General features: G+C 69.9%; 14 protein-coding genes. 10 read left to right on the top strand and 4 right to left on the bottom strand.

Features of this window, described 5'->3' with window-relative positions; translation table 11 throughout:
• The first annotated feature begins 72 nt into the window (after window positions 1-72).
• The 6 genes from M4V62_RS33915 (at window position 73) to M4V62_RS33940 (ending at window position 8647) form a co-directional block, all read left to right on the top strand.
• Window positions 73-1245 carry a quaternary amine ABC transporter ATP-binding protein gene (locus M4V62_RS33915; protein ID WP_249591007.1) on the top strand — a complete coding sequence of 391 codons (1173 nt, stop codon included), beginning with the start codon at window positions 73-75 and terminating at the stop codon, window positions 1243-1245.
• Window positions 1238-3859 (top strand): ABC transporter permease/substrate binding protein, encoded by a 2622-nt coding sequence (locus M4V62_RS33920; protein ID WP_249591008.1) that lies wholly within the window; start codon window positions 1238-1240, stop codon window positions 3857-3859. The genes M4V62_RS33915 and M4V62_RS33920 overlap by 8 nt, the downstream gene beginning before the upstream one ends.
• A gap of 165 nt (window positions 3860-4024) precedes the next feature.
• On the top strand, window positions 4025-5044 hold the full coding sequence (locus M4V62_RS33925; protein ID WP_249591009.1) for a hypothetical protein: 1020 nt from the start codon (window positions 4025-4027) through the stop codon (window positions 5042-5044).
• A gap of 105 nt (window positions 5045-5149) precedes the next feature.
• Window positions 5150-5722: a helix-turn-helix domain-containing protein gene (locus tag M4V62_RS33930; RefSeq protein ID WP_249591010.1), complete on the top strand. Its 573-nt coding sequence runs from the start codon at window positions 5150-5152 to the stop codon at window positions 5720-5722.
• Window positions 5723-5734: 12 nt separating this feature from the next.
• Window positions 5735-6463, top strand: coding sequence for a helical backbone metal receptor (locus tag M4V62_RS33935; RefSeq protein ID WP_249591011.1), 729 nt, complete (start codon window positions 5735-5737; stop codon window positions 6461-6463).
• Window positions 6464-6649: 186 nt separating this feature from the next.
• Window positions 6650-8647: a pentapeptide repeat-containing protein gene (locus M4V62_RS33940; RefSeq protein ID WP_249593127.1), complete on the top strand. Its 1998-nt coding sequence runs from the start codon at window positions 6650-6652 to the stop codon at window positions 8645-8647.
• 13 nt (window positions 8648-8660) lie between these two features.
• On the opposite strand, the gene M4V62_RS33945 is transcribed toward M4V62_RS33940, so the two are convergent.
• Entirely contained in the window at window positions 8661-9797 is a 1137-nt protein-coding gene (locus M4V62_RS33945; RefSeq protein ID WP_283779123.1) for a TDT family transporter, read from the bottom strand.
• Between the two features lie 70 nt (window positions 9798-9867).
• On the opposite strand from M4V62_RS33945, the gene M4V62_RS33950 reads away from it, so the two are divergent.
• Complete coding sequence (locus M4V62_RS33950; protein ID WP_249591012.1) at window positions 9868-10815, top strand: LysR family transcriptional regulator; 948 nt, start codon at window positions 9868-9870, stop codon at window positions 10813-10815.
• A 200-nt stretch (window positions 10816-11015) separates the two neighbouring features.
• On the opposite strand, the gene M4V62_RS33955 is transcribed toward M4V62_RS33950, so the two are convergent.
• The 3 genes from M4V62_RS33955 to M4V62_RS33965 all read right to left on the bottom strand — a co-directional run bounded on the left by M4V62_RS33955 (window position 11016) and on the right by M4V62_RS33965 (window position 14138).
• Entirely contained in the window at window positions 11016-11732 is a 717-nt protein-coding gene (locus M4V62_RS33955; protein ID WP_249591013.1) for a gamma-glutamyl-gamma-aminobutyrate hydrolase family protein, read from the bottom strand.
• A 26-nt stretch (window positions 11733-11758) separates the two neighbouring features.
• A complete protein-coding gene (eat, locus tag M4V62_RS33960; RefSeq protein ID WP_249591014.1) occupies window positions 11759-13204 on the bottom strand; it encodes an ethanolamine permease in 1446 nt (481 codons plus the stop codon).
• Window positions 13205-13370: 166 nt separating this feature from the next.
• Window positions 13371-14138: a FadR/GntR family transcriptional regulator gene (locus tag M4V62_RS33965; RefSeq protein ID WP_249591015.1), complete on the bottom strand. Its 768-nt coding sequence runs from the start codon at window positions 14136-14138 to the stop codon at window positions 13371-13373.
• A gap of 77 nt (window positions 14139-14215) precedes the next feature.
• Between M4V62_RS33965 and M4V62_RS33970 the strand changes: the two genes are divergently transcribed.
• Genes M4V62_RS33970 through M4V62_RS33980 form a run of 3 tightly spaced genes read left to right on the top strand, consistent with a single transcriptional unit; the run spans window position 14216 to window position 17749 of the window.
• Window positions 14216-15586, top strand: a complete 1371-nt coding sequence (locus M4V62_RS33970; RefSeq protein ID WP_249591016.1) for a glutamine synthetase family protein — start codon at window positions 14216-14218, stop codon at window positions 15584-15586.
• A 7-nt stretch (window positions 15587-15593) separates the two neighbouring features.
• Window positions 15594-16961 carry an aldehyde dehydrogenase family protein gene (locus tag M4V62_RS33975; protein WP_249591017.1) on the top strand — a complete coding sequence of 456 codons (1368 nt, stop codon included), beginning with the start codon at window positions 15594-15596 and terminating at the stop codon, window positions 16959-16961.
• Between the two features lie 5 nt (window positions 16962-16966).
• Window positions 16967-17749, top strand: coding sequence for a 3-oxoacyl-ACP reductase (locus M4V62_RS33980; protein WP_249591018.1), 783 nt, complete (start codon window positions 16967-16969; stop codon window positions 17747-17749).
• Window positions 17750-17806 lie beyond the last annotated feature (57 nt).

Below are 17806 nucleotides of genomic sequence, written 5' to 3' on the forward strand. Positions count from 1 at the left end.
GCAGAACCCGCGTCGCTCCACGGCCCGCCGGCGGGGGAGGCGGGCCGTCTTGGTTCAACCCGAGAGGTGTATGTGTCCAGGCTGCAAGCCGAACACCTGTACAAGGTATTTGGCAGACGACCCGCTGACGCGGTGGAGAAACTCCGCCACGGAACCGACCGAGAGGAGCTGCGCGCCGAGGGCACCACTGCCGCGGTGATCGATGCTTCCTTCACGGTCGAGCCGGGCCAGATCTTCGTCGTCATGGGTCTCTCCGGATCCGGCAAGTCCACGTTGCTGCGCATGCTCAACGGTCTGTCGGAACCGACGGCCGGACAGGTGCTCTTCGAGGGCCAGGACCTGACCGGTCTGAGCGCCCGTGAGCTGCGCGAGGTGCGTTCCAAGAAGATCAGCATGGTCTTCCAGCACTTCGCGCTCTTCCCGCACCGCAGCGTCCTCGAGAACGCCGGCTACGGCCTCGAGGTGCAGGGTGTGCCGCGCGCCGAGCGCGAGGAGCGCGCCACGGTGGCGCTCGAACTCGCGGGGCTCAAGGGCTGGGAGAAGTCCTGGCCCGACGAGCTCTCCGGCGGTATGCAGCAGCGCGTGGGCCTGGCCCGCGCGCTCGCGACCGACGCGGACCTGCTCCTCATGGACGAGTCGTTCAGCGCGCTCGACCCGCTGATCCGCCGCGACATGCAGGACCAGCTCCTGGAGCTCCAGAAGCGGCTGAAGAAGACCATCGTCTTCATCACCCACGACCTGAACGAGGCCATGCGCCTGGGCGACCAGATCGCCGTCATGCGTGACGGCGAGATCGTCCAGATCGGCACCGCCGAGGACATCCTCGTCACCCCGGCCAACGACTACGTCGCCGCGTTCACGCAGGACGTCGACCGCTCCCGTGTCCTCACGGCGGGCGCGATCATGGCCGAGCCCGAGACCGCGTTCGGCACGAAGACGGACGAGGGCAAGGAGCTGAAGACCGCACAGGACGTGCTGTCCGCGGCCCCCGCCACGGTCAAGGCCGAGACCCCGATCATCGACCTGTTCACGCCGTGCTCCACCAGTGGTGTGGCCGTCGCCGTGACCGACGACGAGGGCAAGCTCATCGGCGTCGTGCCGAGGGCGCGACTGCTCGCGGTGCTCGGCGAGCCGATGACCCCCGAGAACGAGCCGCAGGACACCGCCGTCCCGCTCGACAAGACGCGGGACAACACGCAGGACAACGGCGGACAGGCTGTGGGCAAGGTGGTCAGCGGTGCCTAGGATTCCCTTCGGCGAGTGGGTCAACGACAGCGTCGACTGGCTGCTCAGCCACATGGCCTGGCTGTTCGACTTCTTCAAGACCGTCTTCCAGGGCGCCTACGACGGCATAGCCGACGTGCTCCAGGCGCCCGAGCCGCTGATACTCGCGGGCATCTTCGCCGTGATCGCTTTCTGGCTGCGCGGTGTGGTCGCCGGTGTGCTGACCTTCGCGGGCTTCGCGTTCATCGTCTCGCTGGAACTGTGGGACCACGCGATGATGACGCTGGCCCTGGTGCTCGTCTCGACGATCATCGCGCTGGTCATCTCCGTGCCCGTGGGCATCTGGGCGGCGCGGTCGAGCACGGTGAGCGGCATCGTCCGCCCGGTGCTCGACTTCATGCAGACGCTGCCGGCGATGATCTACCTCATCCCCGCCATTCTCTTCTTCGGGATGGGCGCCCCGGCGGGCATCGTCGCCACCCTGATCTTCGCCCTGGCCCCCGGCGTCCGTATGACGGAGCTGGGCATCCGCCAGGTCGACAAGGAACTGGTCGAGGCCGCTGACGCGTTCGGCACCACGCCGCGCAACATCCTGCTGCGCGTCCAGCTGCCCCTCGCGCTCCCCACGATCATGGCCGGTGTCAACCAGGTCATCATGCTGGGCCTGTCCATGGCCGCCATCGCGGGCATGGTCGGCACCGAGGGCCTGGGCGCCGACGTCAACGAGGCCATCGGCCAGCTGAACGTGGGCCTCGGCTCCGAGGCGGGCGTCGCCATCGTCATCCTGGCGATCTACCTGGACCGGATGACCAGCTCCCTTGGCACCCAGGTCTCCCCGCTCGGCCGCCGCGCCGTCGCGAAGCTGCGGGCCGCGCAGGGCCTGAACATCTGGAACTACCGCCCGCAGGCCGCTGTCGCGGTCGTCGGCGTGGTCGTGCTCGCGCTCGTCGCGGGCGGCATGGGCGCCTTCGGCGGTTCGAAGTCCGAGAACGCCGAGAACTCAGCCACCGACGGGAAGAACGTCGGCCAGGGCAAGGAAATCAACATCGGCTACATCCCCTGGGACGAGGGCGTGGCCTCCACCTTCCTCTGGAAGGAAATCCTGGAGCAGCGCGGCTTCAAGCCGCAGACCAAGCAGCTCGAGGCGGGCCCGCTCTACACCTCGCTCTCGCAGGGCAGCATCGACTTCCAGACCGACTCCTGGCTGCCGACGACGCACGCCTCGTACTGGAAGAAGTACGGCAAGGATCTCGAGGACATGGGCTCGTGGTTCGGCCCGACCTCGCTCGAGCTCTCCGTGCCCTCGTACGTCAAGGGCGTCGACTCGCTCGAGGACCTCAAGGGCAAGAGCGGCACGTTCAAGGGCAAGATCGTCGGCATCGAGCCGAGCGCCGGAATGATGGGCCTGCTCAAGGACAAGGTCCTCAAGGAGTACGGCCTCGACAAGGAGTACAAGGTCGTCGACGGCTCGACCCCGGCGATGCTGGCCGAGCTGAAGCGCGCGTACGCCAAGAAGGAACCGATCGTCACCACGCTCTGGTCGCCGCACTGGGCCTACAGCGACTTCGACCTGAAGAAGCTCAAGGACCCGAAGGGCTCCTGGGGCAAGGGCGACGGCGTGCACACGCTGGCGCGCAAGGGCTTCTCGAAGGAGAACCCGCAGGTCGCCAAGTGGCTGAAGGACTTCAAGATGAGCGAGAAGCAGCTCACGAGTCTTGAGGCGGAGATCAACAAGGCGGGCAAGGGCAAGCAGCAGGAAGCCGTCAAGGCCTGGCTGAAGAAGAACCCGGGCGTCGTCGACAAGCTGGCCCCGCTGCCGAAGAACTCCACCCCCGCCGAGGCGAAGCGTCCGCTGAACGCCGCGTACTTCGCGTGGGACGAGAACATCGCCGTCACCAATCTCTGGAAGCGTGTCCTGGAGAAGCGCGGCTACAAGATGAAGCTGACGCCGTCCGACGTCGGCCCGGTCTACACCGCTCTCGCGCAGGGCGACCTCGACCTGGATCTCGACGCGTGGCTGCCCACGGCCCAGAAGCAGTACTGGGACAAGAACAAGGCGAACCTCAAGGACCTGGGCTCCTGGTACAGCCCGACGTCGCTGGAGATCGCCGTCCCGTCCTACGTGAAGGACGTGAAGTCACTCGAGGACCTCAAGGGCAAGGGCGACAAGTTCAAGGGCAAGATCATCGGCATCGAGCCCGGCACGGGCGTGATGACGGCGCTCAAGGACAAGGTGCTCCCCGGCTACGGCCTGGACAAGGAGTACAAGATCGTCTCCGGTTCGACGCCCGCGATGCTCTCCGAGCTGAAGTCGGCGTACGCCAAGAAGGAGCCGGTCGCGGTCCTGCTCTGGTCGCCGCACTGGGCGTACAACGAGTACAAGCTCACCAAGCTGAAGGACCCCAAGGTCGGCTTCGGCAAGGGCGACACGATTCGGACGATCTCCAGCAAGGAGTTCCCGAAGCAGTACCCGCAGCTCACGAAGTGGCTCAAGAACTTCAAGATGAGCGAGAAGGAACTGGCCAGCCTGGAGAACGAGATCAACAAGGCGGGCAAGGGCAATGAGCCCAAGGCCGTCGACTCGTGGCTGAAGAAGAACCCGGGCTTCGAGCAGAAGATGACTCCGCAGTCCTAGTTCTTCCTCTTCACCGCTGAATCGCGGATTCACCACAACACCCCGAGGGGTGGGCGTCGTCCTTGTGGCGAAGCCCACCCCTCGGGGCGTTCCCGGGGGCACCCCCGCTCCCTAGGCTGGGCAGCCTCCCCGCTGCTCGAACGTAAGTGCCCCTACGTGTCCCCTGTGTCAGCCGTGCCCCCTGCGCCCGCCCTGCCCCCTGCGAACGTCCGCAAGACGCCCCGCCTCGTCCTCACCGTGGCCCTGGCCCTCGTCGCCGCGCTGCTCCTGGCGCACCTGGCCAACGCGAGCCCCGCACCCGCCTCCGCGGGCACCGCCCGGCTCGCCGCCCTCGCCGAGGACGTGACCGCGGCCGAAGGACACCGCTACGACGCGCGGGACCACACCGGCCGCACCATGGACGCCGCGCAGATCGCGCAGAGCCCCGACGGCACCTATCTGGCCGTCTACCACACCCTCCTGGACGACGGCCGCTTCCATGCCGCCGTCGCCACCTCCACCGATCTGCGGCACTGGCACCGCCGCCACGACTTCGGCCCCGGCACCCACCAGGCGTCACTCGCCGACGACGGGCGCGGCGGGTACGTCCTCGCGTACGAGAAGGACCCGAGGAACCACATCGCCGTGCGCGGGTACGCCGACGAGGCCGCGCTGCTCCAGGGCCGCGCGGCGCGCGCCTACGACGCACCGCGCACCCTCTCGCGGTGCGCCGAGGGCACCCCCGGCATCACCGCCGTACGCGGGGACACGATCGAGCTCACCGGCCACTACCGCGCGGATTGCGACACCGACCGCCAGCTGCGCGCCACCCTCACCGGGTTCCGCGCCTGGCACGCGGCGCCCGACCGGCGGCTCGACCGGGCGCTCCAGGCCTGGGGAAACGGCGGGAACCTCGGGGACCGGGCGCCCGTCGAGCTCGACGGACAGCGGATGCTCTTCGTCGAGGGGCAGCGGCGCAAGGGCGACTTCGCGAGCTGGCAGACCTACGCGTACGACCCGGCGAGCGGCCGGGCCGACCGCCTGGCCATCTCCACCCATGGCGGAAGCCGCGCCTTCGCCAATCCGTCGGCGACCCTCCTCACCGATCCGCAAGGCAGGCCTGCTCTGCTGGTCAGCCTGTTCATACCGGGGGAGGGAGCGGCTCCCGGGGAGGCGGGTCAGCTTGTCTACTGGCGCAAGCTGTAGGTGGCGGTCCTCGCAACGGGGCGAAACCGTTTGGCGAACATGCGTAGGGTGCAGAAAACCCAACAGGGTTGAGAGTGGACCGACGCGCAGAAGGGAGCCGAGGCGATGGACGAGCAGAAGGAAACCCTCCGGGTGGGCTCGGCCGTGCGGCGCCGCCGCCGGCAGCTGGAGCTCACCCTCGCCGTGGTGGCCGAGCGCAGCGGCCTCTCGGTGCCCTTCCTGAGCCAGGTCGAGAACGAGCGGGCGCGGCCCAGCAGGCGTTCCCTGCAGCGGGTCGCCGACGCCCTCCTGACGACCGACGTCGAACTGCTGGCCGCCGCGGACCCCGCATGCACGGTCGACCTGATGCGATCCGACGAAGGGGACGTCGAGAATTCGGCCCCGGACGCCCGGGTGCGCAATCTGGTGCGCGGTCACCACCAGCTGCACGCCGTCGAGTTCACCGGCGACCACGACGAGGGCCGCGAGTTCCAGCACCGCAACGACGAGTTGATGTACGTGGTGGGCGGCGCCGTCGAGGTCGAGGCGGAGGGCAGGGCCTATCGCCTCGGGCGCGGCGACAGCCTCTACCTGACCGGCGGGGTGCGCCACCGGTGGCGGGCGACCGTGCCGGACAGCCAGGTGCTCGTCGTGGCCGTCGGCGATCACATCGAGGCCCTGGACGGCTCGCGGCGCTGAGGGGATCTCACGGTGACCGGAGTACGGGTGGTCTCGCTGGTGCCCTCGCTGACCGAGGCGGTCGCGGCCGGCGCGCCGGGAGCGCTGGTGGGTGCCACGGAGTGGTGCAGCCATCCGGAGGACCTGGACGTCGTCCGCGTCGGCGGCACGAAGAATCCTGACGTGCGCCGGATCATCGGCCTCGCCCCGGACCTGGTGATCGCCAACGAGGAGGAGAACCGCGCCCCCGACCTCGCGGCGCTGCGGGCGGCGGGGATCGAGGTGCTCGTGACGGAGGTACGGGACCTGCCGGACGCCTTCCGCGAACTGGCCCGGGTGCTCGCCGCCTGCGGGGCGGGGCGCCCCACGTGGCTGGACGAGGCCGAGTCGGGGTGGGGCCAACTGCCCGCCCCCGAGGCCCGGTTGAAGGCGGTGATCCCCATCTGGCGGCGCCCGTGGATGGTCCTTGGCCGCGACACGTTCGCGGGGGATCTGCTGCGGCGCCTGGGCGTCGACAACGCGTACGCGACGCACGCCGAGCGCTATCCGCGCATCCCGGTCGAGGAACTGCGGGGCGCGGGCGCGGACTTGATGATCCTGCCCGACGAGCCTTACCGCTTCACCCGCGAGGACGGCCCCGAGGAGTTCACGGCCCCGTCGGCACTGGTCAGCGGCCGCCACCTCACCTGGTACGGCCCGTCCCTGGCGGAGGCGCCCGCCGTTCTCAGGGCTGCGCTGCGAGCAGCACACCCACGGATGTAGCTGCCGGCCGGGCCTTCTCCCGGCCGGTGCGCAACCAGGGGGCGGTGTGCCGGTGTCCCTTCCGATATGGCACCTTCACCGCCGCTCTGGCCGCATTGCGGCCGGGGAGCGACGGGCACGGATCCGGTCGGCTGTACGGGCCGTTCCCTCGCTCCGCACACTCGTTGCTTCACTCACGTGGCTGACATGGAGCGTGACGCCTACCTCGCTGCTCTTGCCCCCGGCGGTGACGTCGACCACCGGGGCACCACGCTCGATGATCCTCTCCTCGCCTCCTTGCTGGATGCCGTACGTGACCCCGAGACCGGCCAGCCTCGTTTCGGCCGTGCCATCTTCGTGTCAGCGATCTTCACCGGCGCTGCCGTCTTCGAGTCGGTCATGTTCATGGACGTCGGCCTGTTCCGCTCGGCGATCTTCGAGGGCGGCGCCGGGTTCCGCTCGACGACCTTCGGGGGTGGCGCCGATTTCGAATCGGTGATCTTCACGGGTTACGCCGATTTCGAATCGGCGACTTTCAAGGGCGACGACACCGTGTTCCGCTCAGCGATCTTCAGGGGCAGGGCCGGATTCGACTCCGCGACCTTCGAAAGTGACGCCGCGTTCGGCTCGGCGATCTTCAAGGGCAGTGCCAGATTCTCGGCGACCTTCCAGCGAAGCGCCTGGTTCCGCTCGGCGAAATTCCAGGACGATGTCTCTTTTGATTCGGCGACTTTCACAGGCTACGCAGAGTTCACCTCGGCGATCTTTGAGGGCAGCGCCGGATTCTCCACGACCTTTTCGAGTGGGAGCGCGTTCGACTCGGCGATCTTCACGGGCAGGGCCGGATTCGACTCGGCGATCTTCGAGCACATCGCCAATTTCACATCGGCGACCTTCGAAGGCGACGCGGCCTTCTTCGAGGCGACCTTCGAAGGCTACGTCAAATTCCGCTCGGCGACCTTCGAGCGTGACGCCCATTTCACTTCGTCCACCTTCGAGGGTGACGCCTATTTCAGCTCGTCGGCCTTCGAGGGTGACGCCGTCTTCGACTCGGCGACCTTTAGCAGGAACGCCGATTTCTCAGCTGCTGTGTTTGAGCGATCGGCGGGTCTTGGACCGTTGGTCTGCGCGGGGCAGGTCACGCTCTCGGGTGCGGTGTTCAGCGGACCTGTGACGATCGCGATCGCCACGCGCCGCCTGCTGTGCCGACGAACGCGCTGGTCGTCGACGGCTGCCTTGCGATTACGTCATGCCACGGTGGACTTCACCGACGCGGTCTTCGAATATCCCCTCAGCATCTCTGCGGAGTCCGACCCCTTCACACGCACCAGCGGCGAGCCGATAGACGAAACTGCCCTGGCCGGCGACCAGCCCCCCAGTGTGCGGCTGGCCTCTCTCCGGGGTGTGGACGCGGCGCATCTCGTTCTCGCGGACATCGACTTGTCGCGCTGTCTGTTGACCGGGACCGTGCACCTGGACCAACTGCGGCTGGAAGGCGCCTGCTCCTTCGCCACGGTCCCGCGCCGCACGCACTGGCGGCGTGGGCACCCGGTTCGCTTCACCGAGCGGCGCACCCTGGCCGAGGAACACCACTGGCGCGCCAGTCAGGCCTCGGCGGTCCGCGGTTGGAACGTGGCCGTGCTCGGCTCGGGTGATGTCGAACCGGTGTCACTGGCGCCGGTGTACCGGCAATTGCGCAAGTCGTTCGAAGACAGCAAGAACGAGCCCGGTGCCGCCGACTTCTACTACGGCGAGATGGAGATGCGTCGCTGCACGCCGGAGACTCCGCGTGCCGAGCGCGGTCTGCTCACCGCCTACTGGGCCGTTTCCGGCTATGGCCTGCGTGCGACCCGCGCCCTGGTCTGGCTGCTCCTTGCGATGTCGAGCACCGTCCTTGCGATGATGTTGTGGGGCCTGCCGGCCAGTGATCCGAAGTCGGAGTCGACCGGGAGAGCGACGGGCCAGGACACCCGGCCGGCCACCGACGTCCCCGAGCCGTCCAACCCCGTTGGCCCCCTGCACGAGCGTGTCTCGACCGAGCGGTTCGAGAGCGGCTTGCGGGTGGTCGTGAACTCGGTGATCTTCCGCTCCTCAGGACAGGACCTGACCACGAGCGGCACCTATACCGAGATGGCTTCCCGCCTCTTCGAACCTGTTCTGCTCGGCCTCGCCGTCCTCGCCGTCCGCGGACGCGTCAAGCGGTAGCCAGCGGCTGCGGTCACTTCTGCGGAGGCGCTGCGAGCAGCCTGCCGTCGAGCACGCCGCGCAGTGTCTGCGTGAGCGCCACCGCCCAGGCCGCCACCAGGAGGGCGTACAGGGCGAGTGCCAGCCAGTCGTAGACCGCGAGGCCCGTGTGCTTGCCCAGGCCCTCGGCGCCGGTGACGCACGTGCCGACGGGGAACGTGAACGCCCACCAGGTCATCGCGAAGCCCATGCCCTTGCGGCGGGCCCGCAGCACCATCGCGCCCGCGAGCGCGAGCCACAGCAGGGCGAAGCCCATCACCGGGACGCCGTAGAGCACGGCGAAGACGGCGAAGCCCTGGTCGTAGGGGGCGGGGACGACGCCTGTCGCGGCGGTGTCGGCGAACTTGTTCACCGCTGTCGTCGACTGGCCAAGGGGGCCGAGGACGAGGAAGAGCGTCGGGGTGAGCGCGAGGGGGAAGGGGCCGCCGGTCAGCAGGCGGGCGAAGATCATCGGCAGCATCACCAGGGTCGCGAGCAGGCTCAGACCGAACATCGCGAAGCAGGCGAAGAGGAGTGTCTCCTGCGCCTGGCCCGCAGGGAGGTGGGGCACGAGGAGGGGGCCGAGGGCGGCGGACACCATGGGCGCCACCAGGGGCAGCAGCCAGACGGGCGATGCCTGACCCGGCTCCATGCGGTGCTTGACCACCATCAGGTACGGGATCGCGACGGCCGCCGCTAGGCCGATGGCCGTGCCGGAGACGAAGAGCACGGCGTCCAGCGCGACCGCCGCGCTCGTCCCGATCCAGTCCTCGCCCACGAGGAGGGCGCCGCCGCCGACCGCGAGCAGGGCCATGGAGAGACAGCCGTAGAAGGGGGCGACGGCAGGGTCGAGGAGGTGGGCGCGGGCCTGGTCGCGGTGGTGGATCCAGTGCAGGGTCCGGGCGGTGACGAGCGCCGCCAGCATCAGCAGGGAGAGCGCCCAGACCGCGGTGCAGGCGGTCCGCAGGCCGGGGATGTGAACCGGCAGGGTCGCGCCCGCGCCGCCGATGATCGCCGTGCCCATGACGGTGGCGTACCAGTTCGGGCCGAGGTGACGGGTGGCGAGGGTGATGCGGGGGAGACGGGGGATGCCGGTGCTTGAGGATGCCTGCTGGTGGGCGACGATGACCATGACTCCACGGTCGCCGTTCGGCGGGCCCCCCACCAGGAGGCACCTTCGTATGAGGGCATAACCTGGGCTTATGGGTACGTCTTCTGGTTCCGCCGCCGCGTCCGGCACGCCGCCGGGGGCACCGCTCGCGCATCGCGTGCCGGACCTCGGGGCGCTCGAACTGCTGCTCGCTGTGGCACGGCTCGGCAGCCTGGGGCGGGCCGCGAAGGAGCTGGGCATCACGCAGCCCGCCGCGAGCAGCCGCATCCGGTCGATGGAGCGGCAGCTCGGGGTCGCGCTGGTCGACCGGTCGCCGCGCGGCTCGCAGCTCACCGACGCGGGGGCGCTCGTCACGGACTGGGCGCGGCGGATCGTGGAGGCGGCGGAGGCGTTCGACGCGGGCGCGCAGGCGCTGCGGGACCGGCGGGACTCGCGGCTGCGGGTCGCGGCGAGCATGACGATCGCCGAGTATCTGCTGCCGGGCTGGCTGATCGCCCTGCGGACGCAGCGGCCGGACACGGCGGTTTCGTTGACGGCCGGAAACTCGACCGCGGTCGCGGAGCGGCTTCTCGCGGGGGACGCGGACCTCGGCTTCGTCGAAGGGCTCGCGGTGCCGAACGGCCTGGACTCGGCGGTCATCGCCCACGACAGCCTGATCGTCGTCACGGCGCCCGGCCACCCCTGGGCGCGGCGCCGAAAGCCGCTGGCGGCAGAGGAGTTGGCGGCGACGCCGCTGATTCTCCGGGAGGAGGGTTCGGGTACGCGGCAGGTCCTCGACGCGGCCCTCGGCGGTCTGGCCCGCCCGCTGATCGAGCTGTCGTCCACCACCGCGGTGAAGGCGTCGGCGGTGAACGGGGCGGGGCCCGCGGTGCTGAGCGAGCTGGCGGTGGGGGAGGAGCTGTCGGCCCGGCGCCTGGTGAACATCCCCCTGGAGGGGGTCCGGCTGCGCAGGGCCCTGCGGGCTGTGTGGCCGACGGGGCACCGTCCCACCGGTCCGGCGCGGGATCTGCTGTCGCTGACTCGGGCGGGGGCGGGTTAGTGGGGGTGGGTTTTCCCCTTTCCCCCTTTCCCGCGTTCGGTGGCCTCTCCCTCCTGCCCGCCTGATTACCCTGCGGGGCAGTCGGGTGGGTGGGAGGGAGAGGCCCTGCCGGAGGGGATGCCAGGGGGTGCGGGAGTCCGTGGGCGGTGCAGTACCCCTGGCCGGAGGGCGAAGCTTCGGGGCGCGGACATCGCTGAGGCTCAGGCGATCCCCCTGCCCGCCGAAGGCCCCGCCACGCGGACCAGCGCCGCCATGACCCGGAGATCCTCACCCATCTCCGGGTGCCACTGCACGCCGAGGACCCAGCTCCCGGACGGCCGTTCCACCGCCTCCACCGTGCCGTCCTCCGCGTACGCCGACACCACCAGGCCCCGGCCGAGGCGGTCCACCGCCTGGTGGTGGTAGGCGGGGACGGAGCACGTGTCCGGCGCGATCGACTCGTACAGCGTGCCCGGCACCGGCTTCACCTCGTGCGCGCCGAAGACGCCCACCGCCTCCACGTGTCCCTCCATGTGCTGCACCAGCGTGCCCCCCAGCGCCACGTTCAGGAGCTGCATGCCCCGGCAGATGCCGAGCAGCGGTGTCCCCGACGCCAACGCCGCCTCGATCAGCGCCAGTTCCCACGCGTCCCGCTCCGGCGCCGGAGGGCCTGTGCGCTCCTCACGCTCCGAGCCGTAACGGGCGGGATCGACATCGGGCCCACCCGCGATGACCACGCCGTCGAGCCTGGCGACGACTTCATCGGCGTACGAAGGATCGTCCGGCGGAAGCATCGCGGCGATGCCGCCCGCCGCCTGCACGAGCCGCGGGTAGCCGACGGGCAGCAGCGCCGCGGGCAGCTCCCACACGCCCCAGCGCGCCTTCGCCTCCAGATACGTGCTGACACCGATCAACGGCCTGCCGGCGGTCTCGCTCACCCTCGTCTCCTTCATGTCCCTCACGCTCAGTCGCGTTCCAGTTCCGCCTCCGCGGCGGCGAGCGCCGCGAACTCCTCCTCCGGTGCCCGCGCCACGAGCCGCTTGCGGCTGTAGATGCCGAAGTACGCGATCGCCACCACGTATACCCCGAGCGCGATCAGCGCCGCCGTCACGTCCACCAGGAACGTCGCGACCAGTGCCGAGCACGCGAGGACGAGCGCCACCGACGAGGTCAGCATTCCGCCCGGCGTGCGGTAGGGCCGCTCAAGCCCCGGCTCCCTGCGGCGCAGCACGATGTGCGAGAGCGACATCAGCGCGTACGAGATGGTCGCGCCGAACACCGCCACGTTCAGCATCCGCGCGCCGTCCCCGGTCGCCGCCGCCAGGCCGAAGCCGATCGCCCCGGGCACCAGGAGGCCCAGGTACGGGGCCTTGCGGCTGCTCGTGAGCGACAGGAACCTCGGCAGGTAGCCCGCCCTCGACAGGGCGAAGAGCTGGCGCGAGCCCGCGTAGATCAGGGAGAAGAACGACGCCACAAGGCCGGCCAGGCCCGCGTAGTTGACGATGCGGCTGAGCGCCGTCGCCTCGCCGCCCGGCTGCAGCGCCTCCACCAGCGGGTTGCCCGCGTCCTGGATCGCGTTCGCGCCGCGCGCCCCGGCCGAGGCGAAGAACGTGAGGAGCGCGAGCACGACGAGGATGGCCATCGACCAGCGGATCGCGCGCGGCAGCGTGCGCGCCGGGTCCTTGGTCTCCTCGGCCGCCAGCGGCACGCCCTCCACGCCGAGGAAGAACCACATGCCGAACGGAAACGCCGCCCAGATGCCCAACAGCCCCATCGGCAGCCAGGAGTTGGAGCCGAAGGCATCCGCCTCCACGGGGATGTCGTTCAGCTTCGACGCGTCGAAGTCCATGAACGCGCCGACCGCGAAGACGAGCAGCGCCGCCACCGCGATGCCCGTGACGACGAAGCTGAAGCGCAGCGCCTCGCCGACGCCCCACAGGTGGATGCCGATGAAGACGACGAAGCAGGCCAGATAGACCGGCCAGCCGGAGGTCAGGCCGAAGAGGCCGAGCGACTCGACGTAGTCGCCGATGAAGATGGAGATCGCCGCGGGCGCCAGGATGTACTCGATGAGGATCGCCGTGCCGGTCAGGAAGCCGCCCCAGGGGCCGAGCGCCCGGCGCGCGAAGCCGTAGCCGCCGCCCGCGGTGGGCAGGACCGACGACAGTTCCGCCAGCGAGAACACCATGCAGGCGTACATCACGCCCATGAGCGCCATGGCGATCGCCAGACCGCCGAATCCGCCTTCCGCCAGGCCGAAGTTCCAGCCCGAGAAGTCGCCGGAGACGACGTAGGCGACACCGAGGCCGGTGAGGAGCAGCCAGCCCGCGCTGCCTCTGCGCAGCGTTCTCCGCTCCAGATAGTCGTCCGCCGGTTCGGCGGCACTCGTCTTGGTGGACTCCACGGTCATGGCACGGCTCCTATGCGGCGGTGGCGCTGCGGCGGGGTGGCGGAACAACGGGGTGTCGGAACAATGGGGGCGACTCAATGGAACGGATCCATACCTTTGCCGTGCCGGGTACGAGAAATCAAGACCCCTGCGTTACGCCGTGGTTAATCCCCCCGCGCCCCGCCCCTTATGTCAGGAAGCCCCGCAGCAAGGCGGCCGTACCGCCGCAGTGCTCGCGCATCATCTCCCGTGCCCCGTCCGCGTCCCCGTCGAGCACCGCCTCGACGAGCGCGGTGTGCTGGCGCTGCGAATGCTCCAGGTTCCGTACCAAGAGAGGGATGCAGTCCAGGAGGTCATTCACGGTCGCGCGGACCGCCGCGTACTGCGCGGTGAGCGAGGGGGAGCCGCAGAGCTCGGCGAGGGTCAGGTGCAGCAGCGTGTCCTGGCGGCGGTACTCGGAGAGCGGCGCCTCGTGGGTCTGCGCGAGCGCCGTGCGCAGCCGCTCGCGCTGCTCGCCGCTCAGGCCGTGCGCCGCGCAGAGCCCGGCCGCGCCGACCTCCAGGACCTCGCGGAACCGCAGCGCGTCCTCGACGTCGACGTCCGCCACGCGCCGCCGCAGCTCGTCCTCGCCGGCCGCCTCGGGGCGCGGGCGCACGAACGTGCCGCCGTACCTGCCCCGCCGCGACTCGACGAGGCCCTGGTCCTGGAGCACCTTGAGGACCTCGCGCAGCGTCACCCGGCTGATGCCGAGGCGGTCGGCCAACTCCCGCTCCGACGGCAGGCGTTCACCGCCGGGCACCAGGCCGAGGCGTACGACCTGGAGGATCTGCTCCAGGGCCTCCTCGAAGCCGTTGCCCGCCCGTACGGGACGAAGCACCGGCGTGAGCCGGTCGTCGGCGGTCGTGGCGGCCGCGTCACCTGTACCGGCAGCCGCGTCGGCATCCGTGTGCGACATCTGGCCGTACCCCCTTCCCAATCAATGGTTCTCGGCAATACCTTATGGCTCTCGGCTGACCCAAGGAGGATTTTCCCGTGGCAGACCGCACACCCCCGCTCGGGATCGAGGAGCTGCGTGCTCTCGTCACGAGCGGCGAGATCGACACTGTCGTCCTGGCCTTCCCCGATATGCAAGGGCGGCTCCAGGGCAAGCGGTTCGCCGCCCCCTTCTTCCTCGACGACGTCCTGGAGAACGGCACGGAGGGCTGCAACTACCTCCTGGCCGTCGACGCGGAGATGAACACCGTCGAGGGATACGCGATGTCCTCCTGGGACCGCGGCTACGGCGACTTCGCCATGCGCCCCGACCTCAGCACCCTGCGCCGCGTCCCCTGGAACGAAGGCACCGCGATGCTCATCGCGGACCTCGCCTGGAACGACTCGTCGCCCGTCGTGGCCGCGCCCCGCCAGATCCTGCGCCGCCAGCTCGACCGGCTCGCCGAACTCGGCTTCACCGCCAATGTCGGCACGGAGCTGGAGTTCATCGTCTTCAAGGACACCTACGAGCAGGCCTGGGACTCCGGCTACAAGGCCCTGACCCCGGCGAACCAGTACAACATCGACTACTCCGTGCTCGGCACGGGACGCATCGAGCCGCTCCTGCGCCGCATCCGCAACGACATGGCGGCCGCCGGGCTCGTCGTCGAGTCGGCCAAGGGCGAGTGCAACCCGGGCCAGCACGAGATCGTGTTCCGCTACGACGACGCCCTCGTCACCTGCGACCAGCACGCCATCTACAAGACCGGTGCCAAGGAGATCGCGTCCCATGAAGGTGTCTCCCTCACCTTCATGGCCAAGTACAACGAGCGCGAGGGCAACTCCTGTCACATCCACCTCTCGCTCGCGGACGCCGACGGCAACAACGCCATGGCCGGTTCCTCGAGCGATCCCGGTGGCATGTCGCCCGTCATGCGGCACTTCCTCGCCGGGCAGCTCGCCGCGCTGAGGGAGTTCTCGCTGCTCTACGCGCCCAACATCAACTCCTACAAGCGGTTCCGGCCAGGATCGTTCGCCCCGACCGCCGCCGCCTGGGGCTACGACAACCGCACCTGCGCCCTGCGCGTCGTGGGCCACGGCCGCTCGATGCGCTTCGAGAACCGTCTGCCGGGCGGCGACGTGAACCCGCACCTCGCGGTCGCCGGACTCGTGGCCGCCGGTCTGCACGGCATAGAGCAGAAGCTCGAACTGCCCGAGGAGTGCACGGGCAACGCCTACACCGGCGACTACGCGCACGTCCCCACCACCCTGCGCGAGGCCGCCGAGCTCTGGGAGAACAGCGCCATCGCCAAGGCCGCCTTCGGCGACGAGGTGGTCGCGCACTACAGCAACATGGCCCGGGTCGAACTGGACGCCTTCGACTCCGCGGTGACCGACTGGGAGCTCCGCCGCTCCTTCGAACGCATGTGAGGCCCCCTTGCCCGACGTACAGAACCTCGAAGTACTGAATCCGGCGACGGAGGAACTGGTCGCGACCGTCCCCGCCGCCACCGCGCAGGACGTCGACGCGGCTGTCGTACGCGCCGCCGCGGCGCAGGCGAAGTGGGCCGCCGTGGCCCCCGCCGACCGCGCCCGCCTGCTGCGCCGCTTCGCGGTCGCCGTCGACGAACACATCGAAGAACTCGCCCAGTTGGAGGTGCGCGAAGCCGGACACGTCATCGGCAACGCGCGCTGGGAGGCGGGCAACGTCCGCGATCTCCTCGACTTCGCTGCCGGGGGAGTGGAACGGCTGAGTGGCCGTCAGATCCCGGTGCCCGGCGGCCTGAACGTCACGATCCTCGAACCCCTCGGGATCGTCGGCGTCATCGCACCCTGGAACTTCCCGATGCCGATCGCCGCCTGGGGCACCGCCCCGGCGCTCGCGGCAGGCAACGCGGTCATCCTGAAGCCCGCGGAGACGACCCCGCTCACCGCACTGCGCCTCGCCGAACTCGCCCTGGACGCGGGCCTCCCCGAGGGGCTCTTCCAGGTCCTGCCGGGCGCCGGAGACGTCGCGGGCAACGCCCTCGTCGAGCACCCCGGCGTCGCCAAGATCGTGTTCACCGGCTCCACGCGCGTCGGCAAGCAGATCATGGCCAAGTGCGCCGACCGCGTGAAGCGCCTGACGCTCGAACTCGGCGGCAAGAGCCCGAACATCGTCTTCGCCGACGCGGACGTGGAGGCCGCCGCCCTCGCCACCCCCATGTCGTACCTCGACAACTCCGGCCAGGACTGCTGCGCCCGCACCCGCATCCTCGTCCAGCGCTCGGTGTACGACCGCTTCCTGGAGATCGTCGGACCGGCCGTCGAGTCCGTCGTCGTCGGCGACCCGGCCGACGAGAAGACCCAGATGGGCCCGCTGATCTCCAGGTCCCAGCTGGAGCGCGTGCGTTCGTACGTCCCCTCCGGCGCCGGAATCCACGGCACGGCCCCCGAGGGCCCCGGCTTCTGGTTCCCGCCGACGCTCCTCACCGACGCCGAAGCCGCGTCGCCGGTGGCGACGGAGGAGGTCTTCGGCCCGGTCGCCGTCGTGCTGCCCTTCGAGGACGAGGCCGACGCGATCTGCCTCGCCAACGCGACCGAGTACGGCCTGTCGGGATCGATCTGGACGCGGGACGTCAGCAGGGCCCTGCGGGTCTCCCAGGCCGTCCAGGCCGGGAACCTGTCCGTCAACTCGCACTCCAGCGTGCGCTATTGGACCCCGTTCGGGGGTTACAAGCAGTCCGGACTCGGTCGTGAGCTCGGCCCGGACGCGCTCGCCGCTTTCACGGAAACCAAGAACGTCTTCATCAGCACGGAGGCCTGAGCACCATGACCGAAGCAATCATCTGCCGCCGCCTGGTCGGCCGCACCGCCGTCGTCACCGGCGCGGGCAGCGGCATCGGCCTCGCCACCGCGCGCCGCCTCGCCTCCGAGGGCGCGCACGTCGTCTGCGGCGACATCGACGAGACCGCGGGCAAGGCGGCGGCCGACGAGGTCGGCGGCACCTTCGTCAAGGTCGACGTCACCGACGCCGAGCAGGTCGAGGCGCTCTTCAAGACCGCGTACGACACCTATGGCTCGGTCGACATCGCCTTCAACAACGCGGGCATCTCGCCGCCCGACGACGACTCCATCCTGGACACCGGCCTGGAGGCCTGGAAGCGCGTCCAGGAGGTCAACCTCACCTCCGTCTTCCTGTGCTGCAAGGCCGCCATCCCCTACATGCGGCGCCAGGGCAAGGGCTCGATCATCAACACCGCGTCGTTCGTGGCCAGGATGGGCGCCGCGACCTCGCAGATCTCGTACACCGCGTCCAAGGGCGGCGTCCTCGCGATGTCCCGCGAGCTGGGCGTGCAGTTCGCCCGCGAGGGCATCCGCGTGAACGCGCTGTGCCCCGGCCCGGTCAACACCCCGCTCCTCCAGGAGCTCTTCGCCAAGGACCCCGAGCGGGCCGCCCGCCGCCTCGTCCACATCCCCGTGGGCCGCTTCGCCGAGGCCGACGAGCTCGCCGCCGCCGTGGCGTTCCTCGCCAGCGACGACTCCTCCTTCGTGAACGCCACCGACTTCCTCGTCGACGGCGGCATCGCGGGCGCGTACGTCACGCCCGTATAGCCGACCCTCCGTGTAGTTCACCCCGCAGCAATCCTCCCGACAGCCGGGCGTCGCACG

The organism is Streptomyces durmitorensis (assembly GCF_023498005.1).
Taxonomy (GTDB): domain Bacteria; phylum Actinomycetota; class Actinomycetes; order Streptomycetales; family Streptomycetaceae; genus Streptomyces; species Streptomyces durmitorensis.

Coding starts and splice junctions, on each gene's coding strand:
- M4V62_RS33930 (WP_249591010.1), top strand. CDS start 5,150: ATGGACGAGCAGAAGGAAACCCTCCGGGTGGGCTCGGCCGTGCGGCGC.
- M4V62_RS33940 (WP_249593127.1), top strand. CDS start 6,650: ATGGAGCGTGACGCCTACCTCGCTGCTCTTGCCCCCGGCGGTGACGTC.
- M4V62_RS33945 (WP_283779123.1), bottom strand. CDS start 9,797: ATGGTCATCGTCGCCCACCAGCAGGCATCCTCAAGCACCGGCATCCCC.
- M4V62_RS33950 (WP_249591012.1), top strand. CDS start 9,868: ATGGGTACGTCTTCTGGTTCCGCCGCCGCGTCCGGCACGCCGCCGGGG.
- eat (WP_249591014.1), bottom strand. CDS start 13,204: ATGACCGTGGAGTCCACCAAGACGAGTGCCGCCGAACCGGCGGACGAC.
- M4V62_RS33965 (WP_249591015.1), bottom strand. CDS start 14,138: ATGTCGCACACGGATGCCGACGCGGCTGCCGGTACAGGTGACGCGGCC.
- M4V62_RS33980 (WP_249591018.1), top strand. CDS start 16,967: ATGACCGAAGCAATCATCTGCCGCCGCCTGGTCGGCCGCACCGCCGTC.